The sequence below is a fragment of the Providencia sp. 2023EL-00965 genome, from assembly GCF_033550225.1.
In the GTDB taxonomy this organism is placed as follows: domain Bacteria; phylum Pseudomonadota; class Gammaproteobacteria; order Enterobacterales; family Enterobacteriaceae; genus Providencia; species Providencia manganoxydans.
The window spans coordinates 181,079-195,777 of sequence record NZ_JAWUEH010000004.1; the positions used below are offsets into that span (position 1 = coordinate 181,079).

The window sequence follows — 14,699 nt, forward strand, 5'->3', positions numbered from 1 at the left end:
AGTTTCAATAATAATATATTGCTAATTCTCTATAAATTACGGGTTAATACTAGATCATGAATAGTGAAAATTTCGATTCACAAAATGCACCGGTTCCTTCTCAAAACCAACCGAATCAAGTTGATACTTCAATTTTTCTTACTGAGCCGCGTGCTGTAGATGCTGGCGAAGGGATTAATTGGATCAGCCAAGCTTGGGCAATGGTGAAAGAAAAATTAGGTATGTGGGTTCTTATCAACATTATTTTCTTTGCCGTTATACTGGTTGTATCGATGATCCCATTTATCAACTTTTTCGTTTCATTTATCACCCCAATTTTAATTGGTGGCATTATTGCGATTAGTGAAAAACAACGCAAAACAGGTGAAGTTGAAATCGGATTATTATTTGCTGGGTTCCAACAAAAATTCGGCGCTCTATTTGCTGTAGGTGCGATTAATTTCGGTATTTCATTAATCGGTGGCATTATTGCTATTATGATTGGTGGCACAGCATTACTTAGCATCATGTTAGAAATGAGTCAAGGTGGCCAAGTTTCTCCTGAAACAATTATGGCTCTAAGTGGTTCATTCTTCTATATTTTTGTTATTATGGCCGTTGCTGGTTTAGTTGGCGCTGCAATGACTTGGTTTGCTCCTGCATTAATCATGAATCATGATTTTAAAGTAGGTGCAGCTATCTCTGCGAGCCTAAAAGCGGTTAGCAAAAACATTCTGCCGGGTATCCTATTCTTTGTTGTCTTGGCAATTATTATGTTCATTTCCGCAATTCCATTAGGGCTAGGTCTGTTAATCACATTCCCTATTATGTATGTCGGTTACTACACTAGCTATCGCAGTCTGTTCTTTGCTCAAACACATAGCAATAACCAAGCATCACAACAAAATTCAATTATTAGCTAATTGAGTTTTAATATATAAAAAAATCGCCACTTTTTAGTGGCGATTTTATTTGTAATTAATCCAATATGAATTAATTAACCAATATACTCTAGCCCTTTCATATACGGACGTAATACTTCTGGCACTTCAATACGGCCATCTGCTAACTGGTAATTTTCCAGTACCGCAACTAAAGTACGACCTACTGCAAGGCCTGAACCATTCAAAGTGTGAACCAGCTGAGTTTTCTTATCACCTTTGCTACGGAAGCGAGCTTGCATACGGCGAGCTTGGAAATCCCACATGTTAGAACATGATGAAATCTCACGATAAGTATTTTGAGCCGGTAACCAGACTTCTAAGTCGTAGGTTTTACGTGATCCAAAACCTATATCACCTGTACATAAAATGACTTTACGATAAGGTAGCTTCAGTAATTGCAGCACTTTTTCCGCATGGCCAGTCAACTCTTCTAATGCTTCCATCGATTTTTCTGGATGAACGACTTGAACCAATTCAACTTTATCAAATTGGTGCATACGGATCAGACCACGCGTATCACGACCATAAGAACCAGCCTCTGAACGGAAGCATGGCGTATGTGCCGTCATTTTTAGTGGTAGAGCATCTTCATCTAAAATTTCGTCACGCACTAAGTTAGTCACTGGTACTTCTGCTGTTGGGATCAATGCATAAGTACTTTCAGCTTCTTCTTCCAGTGGCTTAGTATGGAATAGATCTTCCCCAAATTTTGGTAATTGGCCGGTACCATACAGGGTGTCATGATTAACCAAATAAGGAACATACAGCTCTTGGTAACCATGCTGCTCAGTATGTAAATCCAACATGAATTGTGCCAATGCACGGTGTAAACGAGCAATTTGCCCTTTCATCACCACAAAACGTGCACCAGTCAGTTTTACCGCAGCAGGGAAATCTAACCCACCCGCTAACTCACCAAGGCTGACGTGATCTTTAACTTCGAAGTCATATTGACGAGGCTCACCCCAACGAGCAACTTCGACGTTATCTGAATCATCTTTACCATCAGGAACAGCATCATCAGGCATATTCGGGATACTTAGTGCAATATCACGGATTTCTTGTTGCAGCTTATCTAATGCGAGCTTAGCAGCATCCAATTTTTCGCCTAACAGATTAACTTCCTGACGCAGAGGCTCAATATCCTCACCACGTGCCTTAGCGGCACCAATGGTTTTCGATCGCGAGTTACGGTCTGCTTGCAGGGATTCAGTTTCAACTTGTAAAACTTTGCGGCGTTCTTCTAATTCACGCAGCTTTTCCACATCAAGGGTAAAACCCCTGCGAGCCAGTTTTTCAGCAACCGCGTCTAGCTCCGTACGCAGTAAATTGGGATCGAGCATGCTTATCCTGTGATTATTGTTAGTAAATATCCAAATGAGATACAACGCACTCCGGCGTTATTCTCTTCACACCATTTCAAACCGTTTATACTCGTCATACTTCATGTCGTTGACTAGGCTCATTCGCGCCAGTTACATACTTATGTATGCGCCTAGCGGCTCATTTAGCTGTCACCTAACTGTACCTCGAATTATTTAGAGTATAGTATTTCAGCGGCTTAAAATTTATAAAAAAATATTGCTTTATAACCTTACCGCATTGCCCACATTAGCGATAGCGTTTTGTTGAGCTATTTTGATCCTGCTGCGCTAACCAGTTTAATTTTTCGGCTATTTTGCCTTCTAAACCACGATTTGTTGGGTGGTAATACTGAGTTTGCTGCATTTCAGGAGGGAAATACACTTCACCCGCAGCGTAGGCATTGTCTTCATCATGTGCATAGCGATACCCTTTGCCTGCACCCAACTCTTTCATCAGTTTAGTTGGGGCATTACGCAAATGAGCCGGTACATCATAATCAGGCTGCATCTGTGCATCTGATAATGCAGCTTTATAGGCGGTATAAACTGCATTACTTTTAGGTGCGCAAGCTAAATAAACAATCGCTTGAGCAATCGCTCTTTCACCTTCAGCAGGACCCACTCGAGTAAAACAATCCCATGCTGAAATAGCCACTTGCATCGCTCGTGGATCTGCATTGCCCACATCTTCAGAGGCAATCGCTAACAAGCGACGAGCAACATACAGAGGATCACCACCGGCGGTAATAATACGTGCATACCAATACAAAGCAGCGTCAGGTGCTGAGCCACGCACTGATTTATGTAGCGCCGAAATTAAATCGTAATAACGGTCGCCTTTGTTATCAAAACGCGCTGTTCGTTCACCACTCACCTCTTTTAACAATTCAGCAGTAAGCACCCGTTGACCGTGGCTATCACTTTCCGCCATATCAGCCATCATTTCGAGTAGATTAAGCGAGCGCCTAGCATCGCCATTAACCAATTCAGCGATAAGTTTACGAGTACTGTCAGGTAGGATGATATTTTGTCCACCAAGGCCACGCTGTGCATCACCCATTGCTTGTAATAGCACCTCTTCGATATCACTAACATCGAGAGATTTGAGTAGATACACTCGCGCACGTGACAATAGTGCAGAATTGAGTTCAAAAGAGGGGTTTTCTGTCGTAGCACCAATGAAAGTGATCGTACCATCCTCAATATGAGGCAAAAAAGCATCTTGCTGGCTTTTGTTAAAGCGATGAACTTCATCGACAAATAAAATAGTTCGACGACCTGCACTGCGGTTTTGGCGTGCTTTTTCGATGGATTCGCGTATCTCTTTAATACCGGAAGTGACCGCAGAGATACGTTCAATATCCGCTTGGGCGTAATGGCCAATAATTTCAGCCAATGTCGTCTTACCTGTCCCCGGAGGCCCCCACAAAATCATTGAGTGTAAATGGCCCGCTTTTATCGCACGCGGCAACGGTTTACCCTCAGCCAATAAATGTTTTTGGCCTATATACTGTTCAAGTACCTCTGGACGCATACGTGCGGCCAAAGGTTGAAATTCATTTTGTGAAAAATCGAGAGACAGGTTACCCACTATTTCCTCTTATTTACCACCTGAGCGTTGATCATCCAATGTCACGCCTTTCGGTACTGTAAAAGTAAATTTACTTTTATCGACGCTACCATTTTTCTGTTCTTTCAACTGATAGGCACTAGTTTGTCCATCTTGCTCAACAGCCGCAAATTTCTCAATGGTCCCTTCAGGGGAAACGGTAATTGAGAAACGTTTTAATGTGCCATTGGTCAGCTTAGGCTTCAAATCAAACGTATTACCCTGTTGAATGATTGAATACTGTTTCCAATCTAATGGATTGTTACGAGTAATTAATAAAAATGGCGTGTCTTGTGTCGCATCAGCTAAATTAGTCACCGTGACTTGTTCGACAAAAGGATTATAAAACCATAAGTTTTTACCATCTGAAACTAATACACTTTCATCAGGTGATGTCATATTCCAATTGAATAAATTAGGTCGCTGCAACCAAAGCTCACCAACGCCTTCCTGTATTAAATCACCTTCAGGGCTGGTCACTTTTTGCGAAAAGCTCGCGTGGAAACTATTGACCTTATTCAGTCGTTCCTGAAGATCTTGACTGGCATCTGCGAGTACTGAGCCGATATGTAAACTCAAGGCTAAAGCGCCCAATAACATCATTTTTTTCATCGAACAAAGACCTTCTGTTGGTACCTAATTGATATTACGCCCTTGACTAGTAATCAGCTTGCCGCGGAGAAAGTACCTCTCGGTTACCATTATGCCCCGGTTCACTAACAATACCTTGTGCTTCCATTTGCTCAACAATACGTGCAGCACGGTTATAACCAATACGGAACTGGCGCTGAACGCCTGAAATTGACACGCGCTGTTTATCAACCACAAATTCTACCGCTTGGTCGAATAAGGGATCCAGTTCTTCATCAGCGCTATCATACCCGCCACCTTCACTTTCTTCACTGCATTTTGTAATGCTGTCGATATATTGCGGGCGACCGCGTGCTTTCCAATCATTTACCACCGCGTGAACTTCTTGGTCACGCACAAAGGCACCGTGCACACGCACAGGAATCGATGAGTTAGGTGGCAGATATAACATATCCCCCATACCTAATAATGATTCAGCGCCACCTTGGTCAAGAATGGTACGTGAGTCAATTTTACTTGAAACAGTAAATGCAATACGTGTTGGTATGTTCGCTTTAATTAAACCTGTAATGATATCAACCGATGGACGTTGAGTGGCTAATACTAAGTGGATCCCCGCCGCACGTGCTTTTTGTGCCAGTCGAGCGATCAGTTCTTCCACTTTTTTACCCGCAGTCATCATCAGATCCGCAAACTCATCCACCATGACCACAATATAGGGCTCTTTTTTCAGCATTGGATGTTCCATTTCCATACTGTCACTTGGTTTCCAGTGTGGATCCGGAATTGGACGTCCCATTTCTTCGGCTGCTTTAATTTTATCGTTGTAACCCGCAAGGTTACGTACACCCAACGCTGACATCAGTTTATAACGACGTTCCATTTCATTGACACACCAACGCAATGCATTAGCCGCGTCTTTCATATCCGTCACAACTTCAGTGAGCAAATGCGGGATCCCTTCATAAATTGAAAGCTCCAACATTTTCGGGTCGATCATGATAAAACGTACGTCTTCAGGTTTAGATTTATACAATATACTCAGGATCATCGCGTTGACCCCGACGGATTTACCTGACCCCGTTGTCCCTGCGACTAATAAGTGAGGCATTTTAGCCAAATCAGCAATAACCGGATCACCTTCAATATCTTTACCTAATACCATCGTCAATGGCGATGGATTGTGCCTAAATTGCTCACAATCTAATACTTCTCTTAAATAAACGGTTTGACGTTTTTCATTAGGTAATTCAAGCCCTACATAAGGCTTGCCGGGGATCACCTCAACTACCCTTACTGCGGTGGTTGAAAGTGAACGCGCGAGATCGCGAGATAGCGTTGAAATACGAGCCGCTTTTACCCCTGGGGCTAAATCAAGCTCAAAGCGTGTGATAACTGGCCCCGGAGAGAAACCAACCACTTCAGCCTTAACACGATAATCATTTAAACGAGCCTCAATTAACCGAGCCGTTTGCTCTAATTTGAACATATCGACAGGTTCTTCTTGTGCAGGAGGACTAGTCAATAGATCGAGCGATGGCATCGGGGTCGTTGGCTTAGGCAACGGTTGGTCGTTACGCACTAAGAATGGGTGGAATAAGCTATCCTGTTGCGGCTGTTGCGGCTGTTGCGGCTGTTGCGGCTGTTGCGGCTGTTGCGGCTGTTGCGGCTGTTGCGGCTGTTGCGGCTGTTGCGGCTGTTGCGGCTGTTGCGGCTGTTGCGGCTGTTGCGGCGCAAAAGTGTGACCTTGACTAGCTGAAGTATCCAGTGCAGACGTCACATTTCTATTAAAATCTTCTTCTTGAGGATGGCTTGGTGGATTAGATACCGCCGTTGCACTAAATGATGGCATAAATAAAGGATCTGCGGGCTCATCATTAACCAAATCATCAACAGGTGAAAAGCTATCTAAAACAGAGATATGTTCACTAAAATCAAACTTAGGCTCAACGCGATAATCAGCTTCTTCGTTCTCATCATGTGCAGAAAAGTCATGTGCAACATGTTTAAACTGATGAGTTTGCTGTTCTACCTGCTCGGTCGGTGATGCAGCAGAAGGCCAACGATGCTCAATTTCTGGTTGTGTATAGCTAGGGATCACAGGATCAATAGTTTCAGATTGTGGCTGAACCTGCGCACTAAAGGAAGATGTAGGCTCAACGAGCTCATTATGTATATCTTCCTCTGCTCCATCTTCCTCTACCCCATAACGTTCGCGCTGTTGTTGCAAGAACTGCTCCCTTAGCATATTTTCTTGCTCAGCATCATCCTGTTGTTGTTGGTGATTTTTGTCATCAGTCGCAGACCATTGCTGATAAACTTGTTCACGTTGTTCTGCTTCTTCTTTACGACGCTGTAGTTCCGCATCGCGCTGAGATGGAATACGGATCCCATACAACTCCCTACGCGTTGGTAAACGCACAGGGTTTGGCCGAGGTAATTCAGGCTCAAGGTTTTGTTTCACCTGTGCATGGCGTTCGAGTGCAGCAACTGAGATACCTGCGGCAGCTAATGCTGCTGGATTCGCTAACCTATCAGCTACCGATTGACCACTTGCTTGTACCACTGCATCGCTAACAGATGAAGTTGGCATTGAAGACGTTGCGATTTCACTACCTTGGCTATTTATTGATGCGGATGGCTGGTGGCTCGGGGTCTCCCAATGCGTTGTTTGGTCTCGACTATCATTGACTGGGTGACGAACATTTTCGTTTACCCTCTCATTTGCAGTTGGCTGATGAGTATAAGTCTCAGTTTGGGCTTGAGCTACCGGTTGCTCAGGCTCAACATTTTTAAATTGATAATCTCTGTCATATAAAACAGGCTGATAGTCATCAGGCACTTCAAAATGATAAGCCTCTTGCTGCTCAATAGCAGAGAACGAAGGTAGTTCCTCTTCTGGCTCTGCGGTGCTTGCTGGTGTTGCAGATGCTGTTGGTGTGACAATTTCAACGGGGGCAGTTTCTGTCGGAAGTTCTTCAGTCTCTATTTGTTGTGACGATGCTAACTCACTAATTGTGGGTGCTGAAAAGAGCACATCATCATCAGCCTGCATGTCATCCAGCGCTTGACGTTCAGCTTCTTGAGCTCGCTGTAAGGCATCTTCAGCCTCTTCGACTTCATAATCGTCATTATCGTCGCCGCGTGCGCGATTGGTCACTAATGTTAATGGGATTAATACCGCAGCCCCAATTTTTTCGGCAATGGTGAGCCATGACCATCCCGTAAATAGTGTGAAACTGATCGCCCATAAAAATAGCAACGCCAGCGTAGCCCCTAATGAATTAAACCATGGCATGATTGCATTACTGAAGACACTGCCTATCACCCCTCCTGAAGAGAAGTTTGGTAAATCATCAAAGTTCAGTGCGGCAAGCCCACATGAGGATAAAATCAGCGCTAAACCACCAATCAACCGTAATGAAAGCGAAAAGAAATCGATATAACGACGTTGGCTCTCATAATGGTAAATTGTCCAACAGCCTAATAGCAATAAAATAGGGATAGCAAAAGCTAATATTCCAAATGCAGAAAAGAGGATATCTGCACTCCATGAACCAACACTTCCCCCTAAATTTTTGACTGGCGCATTCCATGTGGTTTGTGACCAGCTAGGATCAGAAGGGCTAAAGCTGACCAATGCCACCATTAAGAAAATGGCACTTAAGCAAATAGCAAGCAAAATGACCTCAAGTAGCCGTCTTCCGCTACTGAGTTTTTTAAACCGAATGTGTTTGTCTTCTGTATATTCTTGGCTCATTACTGTTTCTTTACTTTCTGACCGATGGTGTCACCAATATCGAGATGAATTAACAAAAACTCGCAATTTCGCAATGATGATTAGCGGAATAGTCAAAGTCATTCTAACACCAATCACCTTGTTATGCGTGACTTGTTGCCTCTATGGCAAACTAAACGACTGTAGACACTGTAAGATGCAGTATTTCATCTTACAGTAGAGGATTCAATTTCTATTTAACGTTAAAAATCTTAATTATTTATACCTTTAATATCAATATATTGAAATCAAAAGTTCAGCTTATTTGAGATGTTTTCAGAAAAAGTCATCGCGATTTGCCACTGTCTTGTAGAAACTTAGTTAGAGAAAATCACTGTCGATATCGGGTTTGCCCCTAAAACGGAACAACGCTGAGTAAACTCAGCGTTGAAACAGCAGTGCGACAACAAAAAATAGTGTTGTGCAGAATGAGACTATCGAAGGCTGTTAGCGTGTTTTAATAACCAGACGGTTACTTTGCTTAACTTCTTCCATAACTACATATGTACGAGTATCGTTTACACCCGGCAGACGCAGTAGAGTCTCTCCAAGTAATTTACGGTAAGCGGACATATCTGGCACACGCGTTTTCAACAGATAATCGAAATCACCAGAAACAAGGTGACACTCTTGAATTTCTTCCAGTTTTTGAACCGCAGTATTGAACTGTTCAAATACGTCTGGCGCACCGCGGTTTAAGGTAATTTCAACGAAAACCAATAGTGATGCATCTAAGTAGTGAGGGTTCAGTAATGCGGTATAACCAGAAATAAACCCTTGTCTCTCCAGACGACGAACACGTTCCAAACATGGCGTTGGTGATAGACCAACACGTTTAGACAATTCTACGTTCGAAATACGTCCATCTTTCTGAAGTTCGTTAAGTATATTCCTATCAATACGGTCAAGGTCTTTTCCTGGACGCTTTTTATTGTCAATCATCTCTTTATCTCTCTTTCTCTAATTGTTATTTTCCACACCTATAAAACAGCACCATCCTCGCTCATACTTTATTTATTTAGGTATTCGTGTTCAGGAGCAAATTTTATGCGCAATGCTGAAATCGGCGTGAACAGAAAACCTGTCCACAATGATTACCTGTTTGTTAAGTTATAAGTGTTGTAAAGTTAACTTTCCGGCAAGAACAAAAATGCACCGTTTACATTGGCCTGCTAGATAATTAACTCTTACATAGATGTTTTCGCAAATGCACAGCCGATTGTCAAAGCAAATGAATAAAAATCAGTACAAGATTTCGCTTTTTTTTCTATTCAAACGTTTCGCCGGCAGGTTTCAAGAATATTCCTAAAAATTATGCCATGTGATGTGGACATGCTTGCCACAGTAAATTTTCACTTTAATGACTATCGTCTATCGCAAAAATAGGCTAATCACAATCGAGTTAGCCGTTAAATCCCTTTTTTTAACTAGCCAATTCTCCTACAATCCCATTATTGCTATTTTTTAGATTAAAAACGAGGTATTCATGAGCACAGCCACACATCGCAAGTTAATCATTTTGGGTTCAGGGCCAGCAGGATACACAGCGGCGGTTTATGCTGCACGTGCAAATTTGAGTCCAGCGCTGATTACTGGGGTGGAAAAAGGTGGTCAGTTAACAACAACCACTGAAGTTGAAAACTGGCCGGGTGATCCTGAAGGTCTTACAGGGCCGGGCTTGATGGATCGTATGTATGAGCATGCGACTAAATTCCAAACTGAAATCATTTCAGATCATATCAATAAAGTGGATCTTAAACAGCGCCCTTTCCGTTTGTTTGGCGATGAAACTGAATATACTTGTGATGCTTTAATTATCGCAACTGGCGCATCTGCACGTTATATTGGTTTACCATCAGAAGAAGCGTTTAAAGGACGTGGCGTTTCTGCTTGTGCAACTTGTGATGGCTTTTTCTATCGTAACCAAAAAGTCGCAGTGGTTGGCGGTGGTAATACCGCAGTTGAAGAAGCACTGTATCTGTCGAATATCGCATCAGAAGTTCATTTAATTCACCGCCGTGATAGTTTCCGCGCCGAAAAAATCCTCGTTGATCGTTTAATGGATAAAGTGAAAAACGGTAATATTGTCCTGCATACTGATCGTACCCTTGATGAAGTACTAGGCGATGATATGGGCGTTACCGGTGTACGTTTGCGTAGCACCAAAACAGATGAAACTGAAGAGCTGCAAGTGATGGGGGCGTTTATTGCTATTGGCCACAGCCCAAATACAGGCATCTTTGAAGGTCAGCTAAATCTGGAAAATGGTTACATTACTGTGCAGTCAGGAACTCATGGCAATGCAACACAAACTTCGGTTTCAGGCGTATTCGCAGCAGGCGATGTTATGGATCATATTTATCGTCAAGCAATTACCTCTGCGGGTACAGGCTGTATGGCTGCACTGGACGCAGAACGCTACCTTGATGGCTTAAGTGATACTAAATAGCTCTATCGCTATTTAATTCGGTCAGGCATCAAACATAATACGTTTATCCGCAGTCTGAGGCACCGTCATCCACGGTGCCTTTTTCTTTTCCTAATTATTCCACTTTTTCAGAGTAACTTTATAGGCTTTATTATTGCACCCGCTATAATTTTGGGATTATCACAATTCAATTTTGAAAGGACCCCACATGGGACAGCAAGAGCCTATCAGCCGTTATGCCTATATTGTTGTTGCTCTATTTGCCATTTTACAATCCGTAATTATTTTGTACTCTACCGATTACACTGTTAGGCAAGAAAGCGGCCTTAGTGGTCAATTTATTTATCTGCCATTATTGCTCGCTGTGTTTGTTCCTTCCGCTATTAGTTATCTCATTACCAATGCTAAATCAGCGATTTTCTATCTTAATATCTTAATTATTATTTTACTGACAATCTGGATTAGTCTTTGGCACGCAAGACACAGTGAGTCCAGTACTGATGCGAGCCCCTTTATTGCCTTTACGACTTTGATTGTCCTATTGTTTTTTTTATTGCCTTGGATGCAAATGCGTCAGCTCGAAAAAACATGGAAAATTGATTATGCATGTTTAATGGGCTTTTACATTAAAAACACCCTACTCGGTATCTTTGCTTCAGCCATTGGGGGCTTACTCGTTACCTTAATTTTACTGGCCAATTTTTTATTCAAAATTGTTAATTTGTCATCACTGAGTCAGCTACTCAGTAATGATTTAACATTATGGGCTGGGTTTACGCTTGGCTTTAACATTGGTCTGATTTTTTTACGTTCTACCTTTGAGCTTCAATTTGGTAAATTTATTCGTTATATCGCTCGTTTTTTCCTGATCATTTTACATATTATCGCAATTGTCTTTGTGATTGGATTTATATTTTCCTATTTCACAGGAATGAATGCCACCGGCCTTGGTTCTGCGGCTATGCTATGGTTTTTGATCCTGAATATCATTTTAATTAACTTAGTGTATGGTGATGGAACACAGCCATACCAATTCTCTGCATGGTTAAATCCATTTGTGCTGTTTAGCGTTCTGCTACTTAATTTTTTCTCTCTACTGTCGATTTACGGCATTCTTATTCGCGTTAACCAATACAGCTGGAGTATAGAGCGACTCTATGCATTCACAATTGCACTATTTTTAGCCATTATTATCTTTGCTTACAGTATTGCCGTACTACGTAAAAGAACGCATTGGATATTTTCACTCGGCACCATAAACAAATTTGGTTTACTGGGGTTAATTGGCACAATACTTGTGATCAATAGCCCTATCGCTGATTTTAAACGCATCACTTTAAACAGTATTTTATCCGGTATCGACAATGGCAAAATCAAAGTTGATTCGATGCTAGCCTATGATTTAGATGAGCTAGGTCCTAATGGTCAGCAAGCACTTAAAAAACTCAAATCAAATCCTGAATACAAAAAATTACTTGAGCACAGTTCCTATGGTGATGAGCCTAAAAAATCACTCGAAGACGTTTTGGTTCTAGCTAAAAATAGTGCAGAGCTACCGAAGAGTTGGTGGGATATGGAAGATAAAGAGCATGAATATTACTGTATCTCTCTTTATCACTCATACAACTGTCTGGGTTTTATGGCTGATGCTAACCAAGACGGGCAAGATGATGTGGTTATGTGCTACGCATCAGAGGACAGTGGTAGCTTTGATTGCATTATCTGGCAAGAAAAGCATGACACGTGGTCCATTGTCGATAGACAAGCTAATCACTATCAATCAGTAGAAGAACGCGATCAAGCTTGGCAAAAATTATTAGATGGGCAATTTAATTTAAAACCTAAAGAGTGGCGACAGATTATTCCACAATAAATATTGGTTTTCAGGTGACCTTATTATTAATTAAGGTCACCTGTTTTACTAAAATATAAAATAATCTATATGGGTTATTATTTATAATAATATTCAAGAAATTTGATATTTCTAAATGAGATGAAATAATACTAAAAAAATAACCTATCCTTTTGCAGAAATGCATTTTACCCATCTCACAACTATATTTTTACCTTTAAAAAACAATTCACTAACAACTCACTGTACTAATTTAATAACAGACTTTTATTATGTAACAAATGAGAAAGAAGCTGCTATACTCGTCGTGCTCGTTGATCTTCAAGTTGCCGTACGTTTAGCGCGCGGTACATTCTCAATAAAACTACACCTGCACACTAATCATTATGGATAAAACAAGACAGACTGAATTGGTACGTTGGTTGAAGCAGCATAGTACGTCAGCAAAACGCTGGTTACGCATTTCTATGCTATTAGGCGTTGTGAGTGGCTTACTGATAATCGCGCAAGCTTGGTTCTTAGCGGTCATACTACAAGCACTGATTATGGAACATATTCCCCGAGAACAGTTAGTAACATCGTTTATATTACTGTTAGTGGTGTTTGTGCTACGCGCTCTGGTGACCTTGATAAGAGAGCGAGTTGGTTTTCGCTGTGGTCAAGTGGTACGCCAAGAAGTACGTACACAGGTGTTAAATAAGCTACAAGACTTAGGCCCTGTCTGGGTAAAAGGAAAACCGGCGGGGAGCTGGGCAACCATTGTTCTAGAACAAATAGAAGATATGCAGGAGTACTACTCTCGCTACCTGCCCCAAATGTACCTTGCTGGTATCATTCCAATTATGATCTTAATTGCCATCTTCCCATTTAACTGGGCTGCGGCATTGATCTTATTTGCTACCGCCCCTCTTATCCCTATTTTTATGGCGTTAGTTGGGCTAGGCGCTGCTGACGCTAACCGTCGCAACTTTATCGCCTTAGGTCGCCTCAGCGGTAGCTTTTTAGATAGGCTACGTGGGTTAGATACCTTACGTCTATTCTTTCGGGAAAAAGCAGAAGTTGCCCAAATTCGTGAATCTACCGAAGACTTCCGTTCAAGAACTATGGAAGTGCTGCGTATGGCATTCCTTTCATCTGGGGTTTTAGAATTCTTCGCATCGATTTCAATTGCAATTGTTGCTGTCTATTTTGGTTTTTCCTACCTCGGTGAATTAAGCTTTGGTAGTTATGGTTTACCCGTAACCTTATTTGCTGGCTTCCTTGCCTTGATTTTATCCCCTGAATTTTTCCAGCCATTACGTGATTTAGGTACTTATTACCATGCCAAAGCACAAGCGGTTGGTGCCGCTGAAAGCTTAGTGACTTTGCTGGAAAGTGATAGCGAACAAAAAACGGAAATGGGCAACAAAACACCGCAAAATGCTCCTATCCATATTCAAGCTGAGGGATTAGAGATTTTCTCTCACGATGGGCAGCGGTTGGTTGGCCCTCTAGATTTCACCATCGAACCTCAACAACGTATCGCACTCGTTGGTCAAAGTGGTGCAGGCAAAAGCACCTTACTGAATTTATTGTTAGGTTTTTTACCTTATCAGGGCTCGATTAAAATTAACGGTGATGAACTTAACCAACTCTGTAGCGAAAAATGGCGTGAGCTAATTGGCTGGGTTGGTCAAAACCCACATTTACCAGAGCAAACACTGATTGAAAATATCAGTTTAGGTAAACCTGATGCAACTGAGGCCGAAATAGCACAAGTAATAAAAGATGCCTATGTTGCTGAATTTTTGCCTATGTTACCTGATGGCTTAAACACCCGTTTAGGTGACTATGCAGCGAGGCTGTCTGTAGGTCAGGCACAACGAGTGGCCGTTGCACGAACGCTATTAAAACCTTCGCGTATTCTGCTCTTAGATGAACCCGCAGCCAGTCTTGATGCTCATAGTGAGCAACGTGTTATGCATACTCTAAATCAGCTAGCCCAGCAACAAACCACAATCATGGTGACACATTTACTTGAAGAAACCGTTAATTATGATCAAATTTGGGTCATGTCCAATGGGCAAATAATACAGCGTGGTCATTATGCAGAATTGAGTCAATGTGAAGGGCCATTTGCCCGTTTATTGGCTCACCGTAGTGAGGAGCTTTGAT

Annotated in this window: 9 protein-coding genes; 4 read left to right on the plus strand and 5 right to left on the minus strand. The window is 41.9% G+C overall.

Annotation, left to right across the window (positions count from 1 at the left end):
- Positions 1-56: 56 nt before the first annotated feature.
- Positions 57-902 carry a BPSS1780 family membrane protein gene (locus SC428_RS07485; RefSeq protein ID WP_070924909.1) on the plus strand — a complete coding sequence of 282 codons (846 nt, stop codon included), beginning with the start codon at positions 57-59 and terminating at the stop codon, positions 900-902.
- 74 nt (positions 903-976) lie between these two features.
- On the opposite strand, the gene serS is transcribed toward SC428_RS07485, so the two are convergent.
- The 5 genes from serS to lrp form a co-directional block, all read right to left on the minus strand.
- Positions 977-2,266: a serine--tRNA ligase gene (gene serS, locus SC428_RS07490; RefSeq protein ID WP_140180869.1), complete on the minus strand. Its 1,290-nt coding sequence runs from the start codon at positions 2,264-2,266 to the stop codon at positions 977-979.
- Positions 2,267-2,534: 268 nt separating this feature from the next.
- Positions 2,535-3,878, minus strand: a complete 1,344-nt coding sequence (locus tag SC428_RS07495) for a replication-associated recombination protein A (protein WP_070924910.1) — start codon at positions 3,876-3,878, stop codon at positions 2,535-2,537.
- A 9-nt stretch (positions 3,879-3,887) separates the two neighbouring features.
- Entirely contained in the window at positions 3,888-4,508 is a 621-nt protein-coding gene (gene lolA, locus SC428_RS07500; protein ID WP_140180871.1) for an outer membrane lipoprotein chaperone LolA, read from the minus strand.
- Between the two features lie 46 nt (positions 4,509-4,554).
- Positions 4,555-8,247 (minus strand): DNA translocase FtsK 4TM domain-containing protein, encoded by a 3,693-nt coding sequence (locus tag SC428_RS07505; RefSeq protein WP_318706680.1) that lies wholly within the window; start codon positions 8,245-8,247, stop codon positions 4,555-4,557.
- A 465-nt stretch (positions 8,248-8,712) separates the two neighbouring features.
- Positions 8,713-9,207 (minus strand): leucine-responsive transcriptional regulator Lrp, encoded by a 495-nt coding sequence (lrp, locus tag SC428_RS07510; protein WP_004918089.1) that lies wholly within the window; start codon positions 9,205-9,207, stop codon positions 8,713-8,715.
- Positions 9,208-9,751: 544 nt separating this feature from the next.
- Here lrp and trxB point away from each other — a divergent pair.
- From trxB to cydD, 3 genes are all read left to right on the plus strand, one after another.
- Complete coding sequence (gene trxB, locus SC428_RS07515) at positions 9,752-10,714, plus strand: thioredoxin-disulfide reductase (RefSeq protein WP_070924912.1); 963 nt, start codon at positions 9,752-9,754, stop codon at positions 10,712-10,714.
- Positions 10,715-10,901: 187 nt separating this feature from the next.
- Positions 10,902-12,566, plus strand: a complete 1,665-nt coding sequence (locus tag SC428_RS07520; RefSeq protein WP_283125443.1) for a DUF4153 domain-containing protein — start codon at positions 10,902-10,904, stop codon at positions 12,564-12,566.
- A gap of 365 nt (positions 12,567-12,931) precedes the next feature.
- Positions 12,932-14,698 carry a heme ABC transporter permease/ATP-binding protein CydD gene (gene cydD / locus SC428_RS07525; protein ID WP_140180520.1) on the plus strand — a complete coding sequence of 589 codons (1,767 nt, stop codon included), beginning with the start codon at positions 12,932-12,934 and terminating at the stop codon, positions 14,696-14,698.
- The last annotated feature ends 1 nt before the right edge of the window (position 14,699 follow it).